Annotated in this window: 8 protein-coding genes; 5 read left to right on the forward strand and 3 right to left on the reverse strand. The window is 76.5% G+C overall.

Annotation, left to right across the window (positions count from 1 at the left end; all coding sequences use genetic code 11):
* Positions 1-157: 157 nt before the first annotated feature.
* From KM933_RS19905 to KM933_RS19915, 3 genes are all read left to right on the forward strand, one after another.
* Positions 158-12,703 (forward strand): lonely Cys domain-containing protein, encoded by a 12,546-nt coding sequence (locus KM933_RS19905; RefSeq protein WP_221354057.1) that lies wholly within the window; start codon positions 158-160, stop codon positions 12,701-12,703.
* 150 nt (positions 12,704-12,853) lie between these two features.
* Entirely contained in the window at positions 12,854-13,603 is a 750-nt protein-coding gene (locus tag KM933_RS19910) for a type VII secretion system-associated protein (protein WP_221354059.1), read from the forward strand.
* A 7-nt stretch (positions 13,604-13,610) separates the two neighbouring features.
* Positions 13,611-14,330, forward strand: a complete 720-nt coding sequence (locus KM933_RS19915; protein ID WP_221354060.1) for a type VII secretion system-associated protein — start codon at positions 13,611-13,613, stop codon at positions 14,328-14,330.
* 43 nt (positions 14,331-14,373) lie between these two features.
* Here KM933_RS19915 and KM933_RS19920 read toward each other — a convergent pair whose 3' ends face one another.
* Positions 14,374-14,979 carry a helix-turn-helix transcriptional regulator gene (locus tag KM933_RS19920; RefSeq protein ID WP_221354062.1) on the reverse strand — a complete coding sequence of 202 codons (606 nt, stop codon included), beginning with the start codon at positions 14,977-14,979 and terminating at the stop codon, positions 14,374-14,376.
* Positions 14,980-15,442: 463 nt separating this feature from the next.
* On the opposite strand from KM933_RS19920, the gene KM933_RS19925 reads away from it, so the two are divergent.
* Positions 15,443-16,390, forward strand: a complete 948-nt coding sequence (locus KM933_RS19925; RefSeq protein ID WP_221354064.1) for a hypothetical protein — start codon at positions 15,443-15,445, stop codon at positions 16,388-16,390.
* A gap of 35 nt (positions 16,391-16,425) precedes the next feature.
* Here KM933_RS19925 and KM933_RS19930 read toward each other — a convergent pair whose 3' ends face one another.
* Positions 16,426-19,425, reverse strand: coding sequence for a helix-turn-helix transcriptional regulator (locus KM933_RS19930; RefSeq protein ID WP_260333836.1), 3,000 nt, complete (start codon positions 19,423-19,425; stop codon positions 16,426-16,428).
* Between the two features lie 200 nt (positions 19,426-19,625).
* On the opposite strand from KM933_RS19930, the gene KM933_RS19935 reads away from it, so the two are divergent.
* Complete coding sequence (locus KM933_RS19935) at positions 19,626-22,634, forward strand: LuxR family transcriptional regulator (protein ID WP_221354066.1); 3,009 nt, start codon at positions 19,626-19,628, stop codon at positions 22,632-22,634.
* An 80-nt stretch (positions 22,635-22,714) separates the two neighbouring features.
* Here KM933_RS19935 and KM933_RS19940 read toward each other — a convergent pair whose 3' ends face one another.
* Positions 22,715-23,293 (reverse strand): TetR/AcrR family transcriptional regulator, encoded by a 579-nt coding sequence (locus tag KM933_RS19940; RefSeq protein ID WP_221354067.1) that lies wholly within the window; start codon positions 23,291-23,293, stop codon positions 22,715-22,717.
* Between the last annotated feature and the right edge of the window lie 13 nt (positions 23,294-23,306).

Genomic DNA, 23,306 nt, shown 5'->3' on the forward strand with positions numbered 1-23,306 from the left:
GGCCGCGGACGCCTGGGCCCGCGCCGACGACGCGCGCCGGCCGCTGGAGGACGCCGAGGCGCGGCTCCGGGACCTGGGGGTCGCGCCGGACGCGCTGGGCGCGGCGCGATCCACCGGCGCGGCCGGGGACTCCGGCCCCGGCGGCCCGTCCCCCGTGGTGCCCCGGGACACCGACCGGACGCGGTGGATCGCGCGGCAGGTCACCGGGAGCGACCTGCCGGCCACGCCCCCGGCCCCCGCGGCGGACGAGACCGTGAGCCTGGCGGAACTGACCGGGGCGGGCGGCACACCCTCCGAGTCGCAGCGCATCGAGGCGATGCTGAGCGGGGACCGGCTGCCCGCGAGCGCACTGGCCCCGCCGGACCTGGTCCGGGTGCGCATGACGCGTCCCGGACCGTGGACGGACACGCTGGACGCGGTGGCCGCGAGCGTCGCGCGGCGGCTGTGGGCGCGCACCCGCGCCGACGTCACCGGCGCCGCGCCGGAGGGCACGGACGACCAGGACCTCTCCCGCGCCTGGTCCGCGGCCGTCGCCCTGGTGCTGCCGCCCGAACCGCACCCGGTGCTCGCCGACGTCCGGTACGCCACCGACGGCTTCCGCGACGCGGTGCGCCGCGTCGCCGGCCACCTGCTCACGGCGGGGACCGGGGCGACGCGGGCGTGGGCGTCCGCCGCGGAGCTGGCCGACAGCCTGCGGTCCGGCCTCGGCCTGCCGCCGCGCTGGACCGCGCCTTCCACGGCCCCGGTGGCCGGGGAGTCCGCCCCGCAGCCCCCGGCGGCGCAGTCGCGGCCCGGTGGGGACCTGCCCGACCTGGACATGCCGGACGCCGGCCCGTCGGCCCCGGACATCCTGGACACCTTCGACTTCGACGCCCTCGGGGACCTGGAGGGGTTCGACTTCGGCTTCGGTGCCCCCGGCGACGTGGGCGACTTCGACTTCGACTTCGGCACCCCCGGAGACCAGGACCTGGACCTGGACCTGGACCTGGACCAGGACCTCGGCCCGGACCCGGGCGACCTGGAGATGACCGACGCGGACCCGGCCCCGGTCGTGCCGGCCCCGGTCGCCGGACAGCCGGTGCACGCGGCGCCCGTCACCGCGCCCGCCCGGCCGCTCGCCGCCCTGCCGCCGCTGAGCCTCGTACCGTTCGACCCGCGGCGCACCACCCCGGCCGACGGCGCCGAACGCGAGCTGGAACGGCTGGCCCACCGGGTGGCCACGGCCGCCCTGCGCAACGCGCGCCATCGGGTGCCGCTGCCGAGGATCGACATCGCCGGATACGGCGCCGACGCGCGCGGAGCCGGTACCGCCCGCGAGCGGGACCGGGCCGCCCAGGCACAGGGAGACCTGCGGGCGCAGGCGGTGCGCGACCTGTTCACGCGGAAGCTGCGCCACGCGCTGGACGCCCTCCAGGCGCATCTGCCGCCCGGCCGGACGCCGGTGCGGGTGCGGGACTTCACGATCTCCGCGCGCGGCCGCACCCGGGTGCCCGGCCAGGGCGTCACCGTGGCCCCGGACCAGCGGGTGGACCACGCCGACCTCGGCCGCCAGGCCACGGTCGCCGTCACCTCGCCGGGACACGCGGCGGCGGTGGAGACCCTGGACGCCCTGCGGCGCACGGACCGCAGGCCGGGTTCCGGGACACTGCGCTCCGGACCGCTGGACGTGGACGCCGTCGCCCGCCGGGTCCTGCACCTGGCCCCGTCCGTGCTGATCGACCCGGAGATGCGCCGGGACCTCCACACGATGACCGAGCGGGCCACCGCCGCCGGGCGCGCCACGAGCCTGGCCGCGCTCACCGCCTTCCACCTGGAGGAACAGGGCGTCCTCGCGGCCGACCGCGCCCGTCACGTCTCCGACCACGGCAACCGGGTGCCGGGACTGAACTGGACCGGCCCCGACACCGTCGGGACCGGTGGCCTCTTCGTGGACCTGCTCGCGGAAGGGCGGACGAGCGGTCCCTCCGACCTCGCGCCGTGGGCGTTCGGGACCGACTCGTACCCGGTGTTCGCCGACGGCCGCCACGACACGGTGGAGGCACTGCTGCCGGACGGGAGCCGGTGGGACCTGGACGAGGCCGAGTTCGCCGAGCTGGTCGCGGCCGACCTGGCGCGCAACCCGCTGCCGGCGGACGCACCGATCGTGCTGGCCGTGCCGTCCACGGGTGACCGCCACCTCGACCTGCCCCGCACCCTGGCCGACCGGACCGGCCGCACCGTGTGGGTGCACAGCGGGCTGGCACGGCGCCACCCCGATCCGGCCGCGTTGAACAGCGTCGCCGTACTGCACCGCGACGGGCTGCCGGACGGCACCTGGCTCCCGGTGTTCCCGGGCCTGGCACCAGACCCCGGCGCCCCCGACTGGCACCGGGACGTGCTGACCCAGCCCATCGTCAGCTCGCTGACCGGGCGGCAGATCGGGCGCAGCCTGCACGAGCCGGCTGAACTCGTCGGTTCGCGCGAGACGTACGCCGACCTCGACGCGATGACGGTGTACGTCCACTACAACGCGGCCACGGGCGCCTACAGCGCCAAGCTGCCGCTGGTGGACCCCGGTCCGAAGGAGAAGGCGTACTTCGTCGCCGGCCACGGCCTGCCGGGCCGTCTGGTCCTGCCGCTCGCCGACGGCGGTTCCCGCTCGGCCGGCCGGCACGAGGCGGGCGAATGGCTGCGCCGGCGCAAGAGCCTGTCGACCCTGCCGAAGGACCACTGGGTCGACCTGGTGGTCTGCTACTCCTCGGCCCCCGCCGACGAGACCCTGCAGGACCTGTCCCAGGCCGGCGACTCCTTCCCGGTGCCGTTCGCCGCCGACCCGCTCGCCGACGACGCGCTCTCCCTCGGCCAGCACCTGGCGAACGTGACGGGCCGCAAGGTGCGGCTGTCCTACGGCATGCAGGGGTCCGGCCGGTACCAGGACGAATCGCTGCGCGTGCTGTTCACCGACCCGCGGGGCCGCCGCTGGTGGTGGGAGACGGCCCGCCCGGAGCCCGACGAGGCGGAGCTGGATCGGCTGGCGGGGCTGGCCGGGTTCGAGGGCGAACCGTCGCCGGCGACCCGGTCGGAACTCCTGCGGCTGGTGCGTGCCCTGAAGCTCGTCCTCGGCCCCGACGTGCAGGACGCCGACGACTTCCCGGCCCTGGTGCTCGGCGCCGCCGCGGTCGTCAACATGTGGTTCGCCGACCCGGACCTGCGGCCCACCGGCCCGTTCTCACCGGAGCTGCTGCGCCGTGTGGTCGCCGCGCACCCGCTGGCGGCGTCCGGGGTGGACCGGGAGGTCACCGGCCGCGTGCTGGCCGACGCCGCGCGGACGTGGAGGGGTTCCGCGCCGGCGGTCGGCCGCTTCGTCGACCTGCCGGTGCTGCGCTCGGCGGCCGGATGGCTCACGGACACCGCGGCCGTGGACGAGGCGGCGGCCGCCGCGCTCGGCCTGTCCGACCCCGCCGACGCGGCGGCCCACCGGGCCCGGATGTTCTGGGCGCGGGTCAGGGCCGAAGAGGCGCTGGCCGGCCCGGACGCGGACGCGCTCACCGCCCGGGCGTTGCGCCTGGACCCGGCCGCCGACCTCGACGACGCGCTGCGCGCCCGGGCGCGCACCCTGCTCACCAGGGGCTTCGCGGCGGACCGGGACATGACCGACCCGGACGTGACGGGGGCGTACGCGATCGAGGCGGCCGGCGCCTTCGACACGACCGGCCCGGACGCCGGCGCCGGTGACACCGACGGCGGCCGCGACTGGCGGGAGAGCCCGGCCCCGCGGCCCGACCTGGGCCGGTTCCGGGTGCGGGACGGGGCGACGGACACGGTGGCCACCGCACCGTGGGCGGGCCGGGACGCGAACGGGAAGGACCGGCCGGCCCCCTATGCGGTGCGGGCGTCGGTGGCCCTGGAGGACGGCGACCACGTCGACGTGGACCTCGGCGGCACCTCCCACCGGGTCACGGCCGCCGAGTTCGCCGAACTGCTGGCCGCGGACCCCGTGTTGCGGCGCAAGGCACTGACCACCCCGGTCCTGCTGGTGCTGGACGGCTTCGACGGCCCCTCCGCCGGTCTCGCCGACGCCGTCGCCCGGCGGCTCGGCCGCGGCGTGTGGTGGAGCTCCTTCCCGGTGACGCTGTCCGCGCAGGACGCCACCGGTCCCGCGATGCCGACCCTGACCGAATCCCTGTCCAGGCTGGCCGCCCCGGCGGCCGCGGACTGGCACGAGGCGCGTCCCGCGGGCCCGGTCACGGAACAGGAGGGCCCGCGCCCGGTCCCGCCGCTGCCCGCCACCCCGGACACCGCCGCCCCGGACACCGCCGCCCCGGACACCGCCGCGCCGGACCCGGCGGCACGGACCGCCCCGGCACCGCAGACCTCTCCGGCACCGTCCGACGAGGTCGCGGCGACCCGTACGCCTGCCAGGGCACGGTCTTCCGTCGGCGACCCCATGGAGGGCGTCGAGCCGACCTCCCTCCCGGTGCCCGCCGCCCCCGTGGCCGCGGAGCCGGTCCGGCCGCTGCCGCCGCTGCCGGTCCGGACCCTGGTGGCGTACGGGCGGGACGACACGAGCCCGTCCGCGCAGGGGGAGCGGACCATCGAGCGGCTCGCCGCCCAGGCGGCGGCCACCGGACTGCGCAACTGGCGGGCGGGCGCGGCACCGCCGCGCGTCGAGATCACCGGCTACGGAGCCGACGCCCGCCCCGCCACGGGCCCCTCGGCCGCACCCGCGATGCGGCGTGCGACCACCGCGCGCGCCCGTTTCACCCGGCTGCTGACGAGGGAGCTGGACAGGCTCCAGCGGGATCTGCCGGCCGGCGCGCCGCGGCTGACCGCGAAGGACTACCCGGTCGCGATGCGGGCCATGTCCCGCGTGCCGGCCGACTGGGTGGCCTCCGGCGGCCTCCAGCACGTCAGCCGGGCCGAGCTGGGCCGCCAGGCGACCATCGGCCTCTCCCAGACGGCGGACGCGCAGGCGGTGCAGAAGCTGGACACCCTGCGCCGGCACGACCGGGCCCTGCGCGACCGCCCGTTCGACGTGGACGCCCTCGCCCGCCGCGTCCTGCACCTGGACCCCGGCGCCACCGTCCCGCAGGACACCCGGCGGGAGCTGTTCGCGCTGGTGGGCAGGGCGACGGCGGCCGGCCGGGCGACCGGTGTCGCGGCACTCGCCGCGTTCCACCTGTCCGAACTGGGGGTCACCGCACCGGACCGCGAGCACCACTTCACCGTGGGGGGCCACCGGGCGGCGGGCCTGAACTGGGGCGAGGACGACGTCGTCGAGCTCGACACCACCCGGAGCCACCTGCTCCCGAAGCCCCCCGGCAGCATGCTGGCGCCCACCGCCCCCGTCCCCTGGGGGAACGCAGTCCCCCCCTACGTGGTGGCCGCCGAGGGCGGGCCCGACCGGGTGGAGGTGCTGCTGCCGGACGGCACGACGCGCGATCTGGACATCGACGAGTTCGTGGAACTGGTCGCGGCCGACGTGGCCCGGGAGGCGCTGCCGCCGGGCACCCCCGTCGTGCTGGCCGTGCCGTTCGCCGGCAACGGCTACCTCGACCTGCCCCGCAAGCTCGCTGACCGCACCGGCCTGACGGTGTGGGCGCGCAGCGGCGACGTCTCGGTCTCATCGGTCTCCGGCGCGGCGAGCACGATCAACGTCGTCCGCAGCCCGAGTCGGCAGTACCCGCTGGGGGACTGGGTCGCGAGCGACCCCGGACTGGCCCCCGACCCGGACGACGACGTGCCGGACTGGTACCGCGACGTGGTGAGCCGCCCCATCGTCAGCGCCCGGACCGGCCGCCAGATCGGCCGCGCCTCGCACCATCCCGCCGAGTTCGCGCGGGCCTTCGAGGACCACGACCGCCACCTGGACCGGATGTCGACGTTCGTGCACGACTACCCCGCCACCGACCGGGTCTCGCAGGAGTACGACCTGCCGCGCCCGGGACCGGAGGACAGGGCCTACCGGCTGGACATGCACGGCACCCCCGGCGCCCTGGTGCTGGCCCTGGAGGACGGTTCCACCCGCGACGTCGACGAGCGGGAGGCGGGCCCCTGGCTGCGCCGCCGCAAGAGCCTGACGACCCTGCCGGAGGACCACTGGGTCGACCTGGTCGTCTGCTGGAGCGGCTCGCCCGCGGACAGCGCCGTGCCCAGGCCGAACACCTCCTCGGACGCCTTCCACGGCCCCTTCGTCCCCGACCCCCTGCGTACGGTCTCCATGGCGCAGCACGTGGCCAACTCCACGCGGCGCTGGGTGCGCCTCGCCCACAGCACGCAGAGCACCCGCGACAGCAACGGCCGCTACCACCGGAGTCTGTTCGCCGACGCGCAGGGCCGCCACCGGGCCTGGGACCTGGCCCGGCCCGAACCCGAGGAGGCCGAGCTGGACCTGCTGGCGGAGACCGCGGGGCTGAGCCCGGGCGACGGCGAGGTGTCCGAGGAGATACGCACCGGGACGCTGCGCCTGGTGCGGGCGCTGCGGACGACCTTCGGCCCGTACGTCGACGACGCGCCCGACTTCGGCGAACTGCTGCGCGGCGCGGCGGCGCTGGACCACATGTGGCGCGGCGAACCCGACTTCGAGGAGGCCGGCCCCTTCACGCTGGACCTGCTCCGGCGGGTGGTCGCGGCGCGCCCGGAGGCCGTCTCCGGAGTGGACCGGCAGGTCACCCGACGCGTGCTGGCCGCGGCCGGACAGCAGTGGGCCCAGGATCCCGACAGCAGGATCCAGGATTTCGTGCGGCTGCCCGCCGTGCAGATCACCGCCGGGTGGCTGCAGGAGGGTGGCGTCGAGGACGAGGCCGCCGCCGTCCTGCGCATCGACACCGACGACGTCGGTGAGGCGGAGATGTCCCGGATGTTCTGGGCGCGGGTCAAGGCGGAGGAGACCCTGTCGCAGCCGGACGCGGACACGGACGGGTTCGTCGAACGGCTGCTCCACCTGCCACCGGGCTCGGACGTGGACGACGACCGGCTCGACGAGGCGCTGGACGTCCTCACCCGCGCCTTCGCGGTGGGCCGCGAGGCGTCCGACCCCGACGTCGCGGCGGCGTACCGCCTGTCGGAAGCGGGCGCGTACCGCAACACCATGACGACCGTGGCGCAGGGACCCGCCGACGGCGCCGGACGCGACTACACCGGCACACCGTCGCCGGACACCGACCTGACCCGGTTCCGCACCCCGTCCGGACCGGTGGACGCGCCATGGGCGAGGAACAGCAGGGGACAGGCCGAACCCGTCCCCTTCCTGGTGCGGGTCACCCCCGACGAGGACGACCCGGACCTGCTGGAGGTGTCGTGGGAGGGGGAGTCGTACGAGGTGGGGCCGGGCGAGTTCACGGAACTCCTGGACGCCGACCCGATGCTGTCGCGCCTCGAACTGTCCACACCCGTCGTCCTGGCCTTCCCGGGCCAGGCGGCCGACGCCGCGGGGCTCGCCGCCCGGGTCGCCCAGCGGCTGGGCCGCAGCGTGTGGTGGACCGGCTTCCCGGCGGACCTCTCCGGCACGGACGACTCCGGCGAGCCGGTGCTCACCCTGCACGCCACGGCCGACGGGAACGTCCCCGGGCCGGCCGCCTGGCAGCGGGCACGCCCGGTCCACCCCGCCTCGGCGCAGGACGCGCCGCGCTCGCTCCCGGCCGCGCTGCCCCGGGGCGCCGGGCGGGCCGGCCGGAGTGAACCGAACGGCCCCGACCGGGCGTTCGCCCCGGCGGACGACACGGCCTCCGCGCCGGCCTCGCCCGTCGTCCGGCCGGCCTCACCCACCCCGTCCGCCTCCGAGTCCACCGACACGGACTCCGACACGGACTCCGTGGCGGACCTCGCCGACACCGCGTCGGCGCTGCTCTCCGACGCCACGCGGCTGACCGACGCCGCGGGCGCCGCGCGCGGCCGGGACTGGACCGGCTCCGCCGCCGGAGCCACCGCCGGGACCGTCGACGCCGGCCGGATCCGGCTCCGCCGGCAGCGGGACGGGGAGTCGCACGTGACGGAACAGCCGGCCCCCTGGGGGGACGACGCCTACGTGATCGCGGGCGAGGGCGCTCAGGACGCGCTGTTCGCCGACGACCGTGAGCTGGGCCCGCGGGAGATCGCGGAGCTGCTGGCCGCCGACCCGGTGCTGGCCCTGCTGCCGCCGCACGTCCCGGTGGTGCTGGCGAGCCCCTACGCGGGCGCGCAGGACGGACGGCTGGCCCACGCCGTGGCCCGGCGACTGGGCCGCAGGGTCTGGGCACCCAGCGGGGACGGACACCTGGAGGGCGCGGCCGACGGGACCACGCGGGCCGGGACCACATCCACCGGGACCACCGCCGCGGGGACGGTCCCCGCCGGGACCGCGCCCACCGGGGCGGCTCCGCGGGTGCCGACGCTCGTGGACGCCGACCCCGACGACGCCTACGGCGACTGGGTGCCGTTCGACCCGCCCGCCGAGGGGACCGTGTTTCCTTCGTTCCCCTCCGCGGACCGCGAGTGGGTCACGGTCGACGGCGTCCGGTTCCGGGACAGCGACGTGGACACCCGCCCGCTGGTCGGCTCCGACCACCGCTTCGAGGGCCGCGAGTCGATGCCGGACGACGGCCGCAGGCGGCTGCGGGAGCGCCGGCTGCGCCGCTGGCGCGAGATGCGCGAGCGCACCCACGAGGTCCGCGTCGGTGACACCTACCACGCGGTCGCCTCCGAGGAGGTCGCCCCCGACCCCGAGGCGTCGGTCTACACCTTCCACGCCCACGGCGTGCCCGGCGGCCTCAAGCTCGCCCACCGGGACGGCCGGGTGCTGCTGCTCGGCGCCGAGGACGGCGGGCGCTACGTCGGCGGGCTGCCCGAGGTGGTCGCCCGCGCGGCCGGGGACGGGCTGCACGTCGCCAGTTGCTACGGCGGCGTGGCGGGCGACCCCCGGCGGGTCCAGAACCTGACCCGCCCCGCCCCGCCGGTCGAGGACCCCCTGGAGGAGGTGGCCCTCGCCCAGCACGCCGCCAACCACAGCGGTCGCACCACCACCGCGGCCACCGGGCGTACCGGGTACAACGACACCAGGCGGCTGCTGGCCGCGACGCCGGACGGCACCCTGGCACGGATGGAGACCTTCCGCCCCGAACCGGTGGACACGACGGCGCAGGTGGCCGAGGCCGCCGGACTCGGCCCGCTCGCCCACCCCTCGGGCCTGGCCGCCTGGGACGACCGGGGACCGCGGGCACTGCGCCTGGTCCGGGCGCTGCGCCAGGTCCTCGGCGGCGACGTCGAGACCGACCGCGGGGTGCCCGGCGGCCGGTACGAGCGGCTGCTGCGCGGTATCGGCGCACTGGAGACGCTGCGGGCGAACGACCCGGCGCTGGCCCCGCGCACGCCGCTGCGCCGCGAACTGTGGGAGCTGCTCGCCACACCCTCCGACGGGTCCCGGCCGGCGCCGGCCGACTACGAGGCCGTCCTGGACCGCGCCCTGGCCGCGCCGCCGGGCGCCGCCCTCACCCGGGTGTGGGACACGCCCGCGCTGCGGGCCGCGCTGGACCGGTTCGCCGCGGACGGCGACGCCGTGGTGCGCACCGTGCTGCGGCGGCCCACCGGCCCGGTCGGTCCGCGCGAGCGGGCCCGGGCGCTGTGGGCGATGACCGGGGCCGCCCGGCTGCCGGCCGCGGGCTCCGCCGCCGAACGCGAGGAACTGGGACGTACGGCGCTGCACCTGCCCGCCACCGCCCCGTGGGACGCCGCGGCCGGGACCCGGCTGCGGGAACTGGCCGAACAGGCCCTCGCCGCGGGACGGGACCTCGGCAGCCCCGGTGACCTGGCCGTCTTCCACCTGGAGACCCTGGGCGCCTTCGCCGACGAAGGCCGTGTCCACCTGCCCGACGGGACCCTCCAGGGCCGCGACTGGGGAGCCGCGCGCATCCCCGGCGGACTCGACCCGGTCCGGCTCCTCGAGACCGGTCCCACCGGGGAAACCAGGCGGCGGTTCGCCCCGTGGACCCAGGAGGGCGCTCCCGCCCCGTGGTTCGTGCACGCGGGGACGGACGCGGCCGGCGCGGTGGTCCTGCACCTCCCGGGCGGAACCGTCCATGTTCCGCCGGACGAGTTCTACGCCCTCCTGGAGGCCGACCCGGAGCTGACGCCGACCGGCCCGCGCCGTCCGCTGGCGCTGCTGGTGCCCGGACTCGACACCGGACCGGACACCGCGCTGGGGGAGTTCTCGCTGCGCAACGACCGGACCGTCTGGAGCTACGACGGGCCGCTCCTGGTCACCGGGGGCGACGCGACGCGGCCCGCCGTGGTGACCACCCTGCCGCGCCCCGCGACCGGTACGGATCCGGCCGCGCCCGAACCGGCCGCCTGGCTCCGCACCCGGCCGCAGCTCCCGCCCGCCCCCGCCCGGACCGCCCCGGCCGGCCCCGCCGACTCCGCCGAGTGGAACGCGGGCCCGGCGCCCGCCGTTCCCGCCGCGGCTCCGGCGGGAACGCCGCTGCCCTACTCGGCGGACGGCGGTTTCGACGAGCGGTTCGCCGCGACCCTGGACGGTTTCCCGGTGGCCGGCTCCACGGACCGGCACACCGTGTGGGGCTACGGCCAGGACGACCCGGACCTCCATGTGTTCGTGGCGGAGATCCCGTCCCTGGGCCTGCGCGGCGAGTACACCTCCGACGGGCCGTCCGCCGGGGGCGTCACCGACATGGCCGGACGCGTCCACTTCGACGGGCCCGCCTGGAACTGGTACCTGCCCGGCCGCGGTCTCGTCGCCTCCTCCCGCCTGCTGACGGAGCCGGGCACCGCGGACCCGCGGGAGCCCTCACCGGTACCGGTCGGCTGGCCCGCCACCGGACCGGTCAGCCCGACCCCGCCCGTCGACCCGGCCGCCGTCGCCGCGGACCCCGCCGCGCTGACGGGCGCCACACTGCCCGACGCCCTGTGGCGCGACCACGACGGCCCGCTGTACCGCTTCAGCCCGGACGGTCCCGAGCGGGTCTTCAGCGAGGGACTGAAGCCGTACGGCTCCGAGACGGTGCACCTGATCGACCACGTCTACGGCGGCCGCAGTCTGGTCCCGGACACCGTCTTCGCCAGTACCACCGCCAACCGCCACTACGTGCGCGACAGCGCCCGCGCCAACCCGCTGGGCGCACCGGCCCTGTACCGCCGCTACCGCTGGCGCTACGACCTGGAGGTCCCCGGCGGTATCGACGTGAACGCCACCCTGGGGCTGGCGTCGCCCTTCCCCGACCAGGAGGAGGTGCTCTTCCCCGGAGGCGTCGCCCGCCGCCACATCCGCGGCGCGCAGCCGATGGCCGGCGGTGTCCCGGCCGGTCCGTACGTCGCCAACCCGTACTTCGTCCCGGCCGGGCGGGTCGAGGACGCGGACTTCGCGGGCCCGGCGGAACCGGCCGCGGGACCGGTCCTCGAATCGTTCCCGGCCCTGTCCCTGGACACCGACGGGGAGCCGGACTCCGACGACGACCCGAGGCCGTTGCTGTCGCGTGACGACGACTCGGACGACGAGCCGGGGCCGCTGCCGTCGCGCGGCCGGGAACCGCTGACGGGCACCGGGGCCACCCCGGTGCCGGCCGCTGCCGGGGGGACCGCCGGACGGGACGACTCCCCGGAGGCATTCCCGGGGTCCGACGAGAAGTCGGACGACGGGTCGTACGAGGAGTCGTACGAGGGGTCCGACGAGGAGACCGACGGGGAGACCGACGCGCTCCCCGCACCCCCCTGGGCCCTGGCACGCGTCCGCTACGCACAGGAAGCCCTGTACTTCGAACGGCGACTGGCCGCGTACCTGGGGGAGAACGCGCAGGTCAACGAGGAATTCGGCAAGGTCGTGCGCGCCTTCTGGCACATCGCGCTGCACAACCGCACGGACTACCGGCTCTTCGGCAGCGACAGCGGGGAGGACGGCGGCGCCGTCGGCACCTCGTACGAGGACCTCGCGCGGGTGGTGGAGTCGGGCAACCTGCGTGAGCGGGTCACGTTCCTGTTCAACGGCGTCGCCACCAACCTCGTCCCCTACCTGATGGGCGGCGTCGAGCCCCAGCACCCGGTGATCGGGGTGGAGCGCCGCGACCGGCACCGGAGCGAGCGGCTGAAGCACTACGAGCGTGAGGTGGCCGAACTCCGGGCGGCGGAGCTGGACCCCGAGGACGCGGCGCAGGAGATGGCGGAGCTGGAGGCGCTGCTGCGGACGCCGCTGCGGCCCCATGAGGTGTGGCCCGCGCTGAGCCCGGCCGAACGGCGCCTCGCGGTGCGCGACGGCGTCCTGCTCTGGTCGCCCGCCGGACAGCTGCACACCCTGCCGATGGCCGCCGACTTCCAGGCGCGCTCCGAGGACTCGGGCGGCCTGGTGCTGACCGGTACCTCGGGCAGCGCCTACCGGATCGTCACGCACGTGGCCCGGCTGAACCGGCTCGCCGGGGTGCCCGTGGACCTCGGCCTGATCCGGTCCGGACTGGTGAGCATCCTGGTGGGGGTGGGCCACCACAGCTTCCACGAGGTGATGACCGGCGCGCAGCACGCCCTGGACGAGATCGGCCCCACGGCGGCTCCGGTCTATGCCGACAACTGGGGCCGGTACTGGGACGTCCTCCCGCTGACCGAGGAGGAGCTGCGGACCTTCGTCGCCCGCGAGGGGCTGTTCCCGGACGAGCACGCCCGTGCGCTGCTGGCCGCCCTGGAGGAGCGGGAGCGGCAGGAACGCGAGCGGGGGCACGCCGGAAGCCGGCGGGACGGTGGAGACGGATGACGGCGGCCGGGTCCTGTGCCGGGCCCGCCCGGCAGCCTTCCGTGCGAGCCGCGCGAGCCGTCCGGCCGCGTGGTGCGACGGCGCCGGACCGCCCGTCCGATGTGACCGGAGCCGGGCGTCCGCGCGGCACGACTGTATGGAGCGACCTCGATGCCACCCTCTGACGGACACCCCGGCGACGCCTCCGGGCCGGTCCGGGGAGAAGCCCCCGACGGGCCGTCCGCGTCCCCGGCCGGGACGGTCGCGGTCGGCGAGCCGGACTTCCCGGTGCCGCCCGCGGACATCGTCGCGGCGGCCCGTACCGCGCCCGACCACTGGCTCTCGGTGACCGACCGGCACTGGCAGGGCGAGAGCGACGACGACCCCGCGCCCCCGTGGGCCGTACTCGGCCGCTGGCGTTCCGACTCCCGCGGAAGGATCGTCCTGTGGGAACCCAATCCGGACTACCGGCCCTCGCCCGCCGCACGGGCCTGGGCCCCTCCGGTGAGCGACGCCGACGCCGCCCTCCAGCTGGCCGCCACCGGGTACGGCCCGGAGGCGGACGTCGCCGAGGCGCTCGCCGAGGCCGCGACGGTGGCCGTCTGCGTGGCCGCGGACGGGGAACCGGCGTGGACGCGGATCCCCGGCGGGGCCCACGCGGTGCCGGTCTTCCCGGAGTCGCCGCGGGCACCCGCGGACCGGCTGCCCGCGCATGTGATGATGACGCTCCCCGAACTCCTCGGCCGGCTGCCGCCCGGACGGGACGTGATGTTCCTCAGCTCGTCCGCCCCCGCGGCCCTGCTCGTCCGCGCGGACGAGCTCCGGGCACGGTGGGAGGAGACGACGGGCGGACCGGCACCGGGCACCCCCGCCCGGACGGCCGGCGGCCCGAGCACCGAACCAGGCACCCCCAGCAAGTGAGGACACGATGAGTGAGTCCGGCGTCGAGACGTCCGCCTCCCCCCTGGACCCCCCGCCCCCGGAGGAGTTCGTCCAGGCCGCCAGACTGGCGCCCGACCACTGGCTCTACCTGACCGATCCCGCCTGGCGGGGGGAGGGGGCGCCGCCGGACTGGGCCGTGGTCGGCCAGTGGCGCTCCGACTCCGACGGCGAGATCGTCGAGTGGGAGGACAACGAGGAGTACCGGCCGTCGCCCGAGGCGATGGGGTGGCCCGAGCCCGCCGACGACGTGGACCGGGCCATCCAGCTCGCCACCACCGGATACGGTCCGGCCGAGGACGTCACCGCCGCGCTGGCCGGCGCCGAGGTCGCGGTGCTGGTCACGGCGGACGGCGAGCCGGTGAGCGCGTCGGCGCCGGACGGCACGGCGGTGGTCCCGGTCTACACCTCACCCCGTTACCTCCGGAGCACGGGACAGCTCGGGTTCGAGCGGTTGCCGGTCGTGGAACTGCTGGCCCGGATCCCGCCGGGGCACAGTCTGTCCCTCAACAGTTCGGCCCCGGTCAGCATGGTGCTGACCACGGACGGTCTCGCGGAGACGCTGGCGGACGCGGCCTCCGGACGACGGGATGCGACGGCGGACGGCTCGCCGGAGCCCGCTGTCGGCGGTACGGAGCCCGCCTCCGGCGGTACGGAAGCCGCTGCCGGCCGCCGGGAGGACGGTGAAGGCGTGCCCGGCGCTTCGTGAGTACGCCTTCGGCGAACCCCCTCCGGGGGCGAGCCGGCCGGGCTCAGATCAGGCCCGCCCGTATCGCGTACGAGACGGCGTGGGCGCGGTTGCGGGTCCCGGTGCGCTTCATCGCGCCGTACAGGATGTAGCGCACCGTGCGTTCGGAGTAGGAGAGCTCCGCCGCGATCTCGTCCAGCTGACGGCCCTCCGCGATCAGGCGCAACACGTCCACCTCGCGCGAGTTCAACCCGGCCCCGGCCCCGGTTCCGGCCCCGGCCCCGGCCCCGGTTCCGGTTCCGGCTCCGGCTCCGGTTCCGGCTACCGCCCGCACGGAGCGGGCGAAGACGTCCGGGCTGCAGAGGTCCCACCACACGACGGCCCGGACGCCCCGCTTCCGCGCCGCGGTCATGTCGGCCCGCCACTGCCTGCCCGTCACCAGGAGGAAACGCGCGCCGGGTTCGTCGCACAGACGGGGGAGCAGGTCCAGGGCGGAGGCGTCCGGCACGTCGAGGGCGACCACGATCACGTCCGCCTCCCGGATCCTGTCCTGCGGCACCTCGCGCAGCCGCGGGTCCAGCGCGACGAAGCCGGCCAGTCCGGCCCGGACCAGGGGGGCGGGCGCGTGGATCGCCACGCGCACGGTCTCGGTGACCACCTGATGAGGCATGCGCCCTCCCGTCTCGCACCTGCGGTCGCCCGCGCGGAATGTGATGGCCCACGCGGAATGCGGCTGCCGACGCGGAATGCGCCCCTCGACGAGGAATGTGATCGTCCGTGTGGTTCAGGGGCCGATGGTGCCACCCGCGAAAGACGATCTTCCGTGCCGGAGGTCCCCCCTCCCACAACCGAGGGAAACCTGGCGCGAGCGCCGAGCGCGCCGAAGTCCCTGTACGGACCGGCAAGGTTCGCCGTGACGGCTTCACTCCGGGCCGTCACCGCACGACGATGGGGTGCAAGCGTGTTCTGACGCACTCGGGATGCCGGAGCTTGCGCCCGGTCGCCGCGGTCCCCACCGACGGTCCGGCGCGGTCGGGGAACGGCGCCGACCCGTCCGCGGGACGCCGGGATGCCGTGCGCCCCGCGCCCCCTCCTGGCAACTTCTGGCAACTTCTAGCAACAGAGGCAGTCGCATGATCGCGTCCCTTGTCCTGTCCGTGGTGCTCGGCCTGGTGCTGCTCGGGGCCGCTGCCGCGCTGATCCGGCGCAGGCGCAGCAACTCCACCTCCGGACAGGCCCGTACCGCCGGGCCCGGCGCCGGCCGGAAGGTGCTGGAGTCGGTCGCCCTGGGCCTGCAGGCCGTGGCCCGGGGACGCGTGTCCGGCGGGCGTCCGCTGCCCGACGTGCACACCGTCGTCCACTCGGGACGGCGGCTGACCCTGCAGCTCGCGCAGGCCGACCTCGCCGCCCCCTCGCCCTGGACACCGGACGTCTCCGGCAAGGAGTGGTCGCTCGACCCGGCGGACCTGCGCCGGACCGGCGCCGCGGGCGACCGCCCCGCGCACCCGTACTCCCTGACCGTCACCCTCGGCCTCCACCGGGGCGACAGGGTGCTGGTCGACCTCGCGCAGCTGCCGGGGACGATCGCCCTGACGGGTGACGACAACGAGGTGCTGCGCCTGGCCCAGGCCCTCATCACCGAGATCGTCTCGGGACCGGTCGGGCACCTGGCCACGGTCGTCCTGGTGGGTTCGGCGACCTCCCCTCCGGTGACCGAAGGACTGGAGGTCCGGTCGAGTCGCCTGCGCACCGCGGCCGACCGCGAGGAGGCACTGGCCCACGAGGGAGGCATGCCGCCCGGAACCGTACCGGCGCAGGCTCCTGCCCCTGCCCCTGCCCCTGCCCCTGCTCCGGGAACGCCGGGAACGCCGGGAACGTACGCCCGCAGGCTCTTCGTGGTCACCGCCGCACAGTTCCGCGACGAGAGATGGGCGGACGCCCCGCTGCGCGCGACCGACGCCCTCCTGGTGCTCGGCTACATCACCGACGCGGCCTGGCACATCGGGGTGAACACCGACGGTTCCCTGGACACCGGCCGGCTCGGCGTGCCCATCGACACGCACACCGCCCGCCTCTCCTGACCCCGCCGGTGCGCGGCGTCGCGCACCCGCCGGCGTCACCGCCCGCGCGGCACCGCCCGGCCGGGGGCCGCGCGGGAACTCCCTCCCGTGTGCGGGATCCCTCCCGCGTACGGGGGACGACGCCCGTCCCCGTCGGCGAACGGCCCCCGGTCCGTGCCGGGCACCCTCTCCGGCACCAGGCCGCGCTCCGCGAGGCTGCCGTCCAGCCAGGCCGCCGCCAGCTCCGCCCGGGAGCGACAGCCGACGCGCTGGAACAACCGTGTCAGCCGCCGCTCCACGGTCTTCTCGCTCGACGCCAGCCGCGCCGCGATCTGCCGGTTGGTCGCCCCGTCGCTGACCATCACGGTCAGCCGGACGTCCTCCTCGCTCAGGCGGTCCCCGGCCGGCCGCGCCCTCGGCAGGACGAGGTACCGCCGCCGCGCCATGTGCCCGAGGGCCGTACGGGTGGCGCGCCCGATCCCCAGCGCCTGCGCCGTACGGGAGGCGTCGGCCAGGTGCCGGTCGGAGTCGTCGCCGATCTCCACCAGGCACAGGCGGCACAGCAGGCCCGTGTACACGTCGCCGCGCCGTTCCGCCGACCCGAGGGCGGCCCGCGCGCTCCGCACGTCACCGTGCACCAGGCCGCGGGCGCAGAGCACCGCCTCGCCCGTCGTGGGGGAGGCCACCTCCTCGTGCAGTGCCTCCAGTTCGGCCAGCGTCTCCCGCATGGCCTGCGGCCTGCCGTCCAGCAGGGCGTAGGTCAGACGGCGCAGCAACACCTTCTCGATACCCGACAGCAAACCGCTCGCACGGGCCCGCCGCACGTCTTCGCGTGCACCCTCCAGCGCCTCCTCCCCCTGGCCGGACCAGTACCGCAGGCCGAGTCTCGCCCAGGCGACGAGGGGGTGGGCCACGGTGCCGGGGACCAGGTCCAGCCACGCCCGCGCGTGGCCCGGCTCGCCCCGCGCGCAGTGGATCTCGGCTGCCAGCGCGCGGGCGGCCTGCGCGGTGGACGCCTCCGTGCCGCGGGTCCGGCTCCGTGCCTCGATCCGGCGGGCGGACGCCAGGGCCTGGTCCCAGTCGCCCTCCAGGTAGCAGCACACCATGGTGTGGTAGCGCGCGGCGGTACTGTCCCCCGCCCCCGTGCAGCGGTCGCCGAGCACGGCGGTCAGGGCGTCGGCCAGGTCCGCGTGGGCGGCCGCGTTCCGCAGCCGGTCCAGGGTCCGCGCGTCGGACCGCAGGGCCTGCGCGGTGGCCAGCAGACCGGCGCGGGTACCCGCGCCGGCGGCCAGCAGCCGCAGTTCGGCGGGCGAGGGCAGGGGACCGGAACGCGCCCGGGGACCGGCGCCAGGCACGCCCACCACATCGGAGCCGCCCGTCGCGTGCGGGGCGTGCGGGACGCCTGGATCGTGCGGGGCGTCCGGACGGCCCGTCACCCCGCCGATCGCGTACGGACCGACCAGAGCCGTGTATCCGGCCGGTACGGGCAGCCGGTCCGGCGCATGGCGGTCCCGGGGACCCGAGCCGTCGCCGTACGGCAACCGGTGCTCGTGCAGCGCGGCCAGGGCCCACACCTCGGTGACGTACGCCAGACGGTCCCCGGCCTCCTCCGCGGGCGACGCGTCCAGGCAGGCGAGCAGCGGTTCGCCGAGGGCCAGCGCGCCCCCGTGGTCGGTGTGGCGCATGCTCAGTTCGGCGGACTCGTACAGCACTTCGGGCGTCCTGGGGTCGTGCGGGGCCAGGCGCCGCAGCGCCGAGGAGTAGGCACGGACCGAACGCGGCCAGTCGGACCTGGCGTCCGTACGGGCCGCCGCCAGCAGCACCTCCACCGCGAGCGCGTCGCCCAGCCGGGCCCCGGCGGCGGCCACGTGATCGGCCAGGCGGGGATGGCCGGCGCCCGCGGCCGCCGCGCCCAGCCGGTCGCTCAACGACCTGGTGATCAGCGCGTGCAGCGACGACACGTCATGGTGGGTGGGCAGCGCGCGCAGTGCCGCCGCGAGCGCCGGGACGGCGAACGACGCCCGGCCGTCGCCGTCCACGACCAGGATCCCCTTCTCGACCAGCGGGGTCAGGGCCCGGTCGAGGAGACCGGCCCGCCGGGGACCTCCCGGCTTCAGCCGGTGCAGGTCGTCGAACCGTATCTCGGCGTGCTCCAGGGTGCGGGCCACCGCGGCCGCCCCGGCCAGGGAGGTGGCGTCCGCGGACCCGGCCGGCCGGCAGAGCCGGTTCAGCCGCGCCACGTCCGTGGTGAGCCGCAGCGCCCGCTCCGGCTCCGTCAGGCACACCAGGCCGCCGAGTTCGACCAGACCGTGCCGTTCTTCCAGCGAGTCGAGCACCGACAGCACGGCCTCGGGCGTGCCCGCCATCGGGCCCAGCGCGCGTCGGACCGCAGTCACCAGCGCCGGCTCGACCGGACGTCCGAGCCGCCGCACGACCAACGCCTCGACGTCGGCGGGCCGCAGCGGTGGCAGTTCGAGCAACCGGTCGGCCGCCGCGGTCAGTTGCGCGGTCCCGCCGTCTCCCGGGCGTACCGGACGGCCCGCCAGCACCATCGGCACGCCGGCCGGGCGGAAGACGCGGAACAGCAGGCCGAGAGCGGAGGCCGTCGGTGCGGGCAGCCGGTCGATGTCGTCGACCAGCAGCGCGAAGGGGGTTTCCCGGGCCGCCTCCGCGAGTACGTCGCCGAGGGCGGACAGCACCGTCAACTCGCCGTGCCGACCGGCGGACCGCCGTGGTGCCCGGCGGGCGGAGCCGGTCCGGGCCGTGCCACGACGGCTGTGGACCCTGCCGAGTGCGCCGTGCACGCCGTCGGCCAGGGCGATCGCGCCGGATACGGACCCACCGGACGCGCCCCCGCCGTCGTGACAGTGCGGGCGCAGCACCTTGACGCCCTCCTCGACCGCCGTGCGCCGGGCCTGTTCCAGTACGGCGGTCTTGCCGATCCCGGCCGCGCCGACGACCAGCAGGGTGCGCGCGCCGGCGCCGGTCGACAGCAGCGTCCCGGCCACCTCCCCGATCTCGCTGTCCCTGCCGATGACAGGTCCGCCGTCACGCAACGCCCGCTCCTCCCGGTCCGGTACTTCGTCTGTGCCCGTGCACGGCCGGCGGAAGCGATCCTGGGGAAACACCCATCGGCACCCGACCATAATGGGTGCCGCCGGCCCGGGGCCCGGACACCGGGCCGGTCGGCGGCGCTCTCCGCTCCAGGGTCCGTCCCGGCCTGCCCGGCACATGTCGTCGAGGAGAGCGCGGGACCATGACTGCTCCGTCCGCAACCCCCCGGTCGCTCCACGGGGGCACGGCCGACGGACTCGTCGGCCGTGAGCCGGAGTCGGACGAGGCGTACGGTCTCCTGCGCCGGCCGGGCGGGCCGCGGCTGGTGCTGGTCCGGGGCGAACGGGGAGCCGGACGCACCGCGTTCCTGCACGCGGTGGGTGAACGGCTGCGCGCGGAGGGGACGGCCGTGCTCGCGCTGGACTGCGTTCCGGGCGACGACGAGCGGCCGCTGCTGCTCGCGCTGCGGCTGGTCATGGCGCTGGAGCGGCACCGGCCGACGGGTGCGCCCACGCCCCGGCGGCCGGGCGCGCCCACGACCGAGGCACTGCGGGCGGCCGAACAGGGTGACGCGACGGCGATGGCCGGACTGCTGCGGACCGCTCTGGCGTACCCCGTGACCGCGCCCGTGGTCGTCGTGGTGGACGACATCCAGCACGCCGACGCCGATTCGCTCGCCGTGCTCGCCGTCCTCGCCGGGACCGACCCGGCGCATGTGCCACCCGGTGCCCGGCTGCTGGCCTCGGCGGTGGGACACGGGGAGCAGCCGGGGCAGCCGAAACGGCCGGAGCGGCCGGTCGACCGGCGGATGACCCGCTTGGCGGGCGCACGAGGAGCCCGCACCTTGGTGCTGTCCCCCCTCGGGCCGGACGGGACCACCGCCCTGGTGGCGCGGCGGCTGCGGGCGACGCCGGACACGGGCCTCGCCCGGCGTGTGCGGGAACTGACGCTCGGCGTCCCGGGGGCGGTCGACGCCCTGCTCACCGGGTGGACGCGGGACGGGGCGATCAGGGTGGCCGACAGCCACGCCTTCGTCGAGGTACGGACCCCGCCGCCGGTGCTGCGGGACGACGACCGGTTCGTCACGGCGCTGGACGCGCTGAGCGGGCCGTGCCGCACGGTCGCCGGGGCGCTGAGCATCCTGTGGCCGCTCGGCGGACGGGCCGCGGAGCTGATCGCGGCGTCGACAGGACTGTCCGCGGACGCCGTCGGCGACGCGCTGCGCGACCTGACGGACGCGGAGGTCGTCGAGGACCTGCCCGGCCCCGGCGGCCCTCCCGCCCCCGGCGCCGCCACGGCACCGGCAGGACCGGGCCGGCGGTTCCGTCTGCCGCTGACCGCCCACGCCGTCAGGGAACGGCTGGGGCCGCTGGAACGAGCCCGGCTGTCCGCCACCGCGGTCGAGGCCCTCTGGGCGGACAGGGACACCACGGACACCACGGGTACCGCGACCCCTGCGAGCCCTCCGGCCCTGGCCCTGACCCTGACTTCGGCCCTGACCCCGGCCCTGCCGGACGAGGCGGACGCCGTGGCCTACCTCGCGGACCGGATCGCGGAGGCCGGTCCGCTCGTCGACCCCGACCGCGCGGTCGCCGAGCTGACCGCCGCCGCACAGCGGCTGCACCCGGACTCCGCGGGCGGAGGGGTGCTCCGGTGGCGCCGGGCCGTCTGCCATCTCAGCGAGCGGCCCGCCGACCGCGTCGCCGCCCTGGGCCGGTACGCCACGGCCGCCTACGACGCGGGGGACCACCGCACCGCGCGGTCCATCACCGAGTCGGTCCTGCGCGACCTCGCGGACGTCCTCGATCCGGCGGCGCTCCAGGAGACCGCGAGCCTCTTCACGGCGGCGACGGCCGACGACCTGGACCGGCGGGCGCTGTCCCGGCTGGCCACGGCCCGGTGGTGGGAGGGACTGCGGCTGCCCGCCGTGGTCGCCGTGACCGGCAGGGCGCTGGCCCTGAGCCATCTGGAGAGGTGGCACGAGGTACTGGACCTGCTGTCACGGACGGAACCGGTGTGGGCCGGCGACCCCCGTGTCCGTGCGAAACCCGGATACTTCCGGGCCGTGGCCGAACTGGCACTGGGCCGGCCGGAGCGGTTCCGGGAGGCGCTCGCCCTTCCCGAGGCGCCGGAGCTGGAGCCCGGTCACGTCCACGCGCTCGCCACCGCCATGTTCGACGAGCTGCTCAGCGGCCGGGACCTGCGCGCGGCGGAGGCCCTGCTGGCCGCACAGGGCCTGACCCCCGACATGCTGCCCCCGCGCAGCCTGTTCCTCCGGCACCACCTCGGGGGCCGGTGGGACGAGGCACTGGAACCGGCCCGCCGGATGCTGGCGAACAACAGGACCGGCACGCCCGCCGCGGACCGCTGTCTGATTCCCGCACGGACGGCGGAGATCCTCCTGGCCCGGGGCCGCACCACGAGCGCACGCCGCGTCGTCGACGGCGTGCGCGGCCGTGCCGAGGGGCCGCTGGAGTACTCACTGGACGCCGTCGAGGCCGCGATACTGCGGACCCTCGGCGATCCGGTCGGCGCCGTGAGGACGCTGCTCGGCGGCATCGGGGCGGCGGACGCCCGTGGACAGGTCGCCGGTACCGACGAACTGTGGGCGGCACTCGCCGAGGTGCACGCGGAAGAAGGGCGCGCGGGTGAGGCGGCGGCCTGTCTGCGGCGCCTGGAACGGATCTCGGACCGCACGGGCAGCGGAAGGACACGGCTGCGGTACCTGCTCGCGTCGGCCCGCGTCCTGCAACAGGACGCCCCCGACGCCACCCGCGCCGCCCGTACCGTCCGCGACAACCTGCGCGAGGCGGTGGAGCTGGCCCGCTCGCGCAGCCAGCCGTTCGAGACGGCGCAGACACTCGTCGCCGCCGCCGGGGCGGGCGCGGGCCCGCCGGAACTGCTGCACGAGGCGTACGCGCTGTTCGGGACGGTCGGCGCCGCCCTGTGGCGCTTCCGCACCAGGACCGCCATGCGGGAGGCCGGTCTCACGGTCCCCGGGCGCCGGCGGGCCACCGCCGAGAACGAGCACCTGCTCGCGACCCTGATCGCCGAAGGGCTCACCAACCGCCGGATCGCCACGGTGCTGGGGCTCAGCGAGGACGCGGTCGCCAACCGGCTGACCCGGCTGTTCACCCGCACGGGACTGCGCTCCCGCACCGAGGTGGTCACGGCCGTGCTCACCCACTACCGCGCCCACGGGATCGCCTGACCCACCCGCACCTCCTGCGCGACCGGCCCGCCGACCGGTACGGCCGTCCGGCCCGGGCACGCGTACCGCTACCGCTGCCCCTACCGCCGGGGCGCCCCCGCGCGCAGGCCGTCCATGACGAAGTCCAGCAGACGGTCGGCGCGCGGCTGCCAGTCGCTCTGCGTGTCGATCATCCAGAGGCCGCCGATGGCCAGGAGGAAGTCCTCCCCGGTCATCCCCGCACGGATGGTTCCGGCCTCCTCGGCGGCCCGGAGCAGGAGCTCCGCCGCGGAGGTCACCGGTGTGTGTGCCGGCTTCGCCGGACCGCCCGGTGCGCTGGTGGCCTGCCGGATCGCCTCCGCCAGCCCCGCCTTGGTCATCGCGAACCGGGCGAGGTGATCCATCCACACGCGCAGGGCCCGGTCGGGCTCATGGGTCCTGAGCAGTTCGGCCGCGGCGTCCGCGACCTGCTGCATCTCGTGGCGGTAGATCTCCAGGACGAGGGCCTCGCGGTTGGGGAAGTTGCGGTAGAACGTGCCCTGCCCGACACCCGCCTTCTTGGCGATCACACTGAGGGGGGCGTCCGCGCAGAGCGTCAGCTCGGCCAGGGCCACTTCGAGGATGCGTTCGCGGTTCCGCTGCGCGTCCGAGCGCAGAGGAACGTCCTTCTTCTGCTGCACTCGTCCTCCCCCT

It is taken from the genome of Streptomyces beigongshangae (assembly GCF_019710745.1).
In the GTDB taxonomy this organism is placed as follows: Bacteria; Actinomycetota; Actinomycetes; order Streptomycetales; family Streptomycetaceae; genus Streptomyces; species Streptomyces beigongshangae.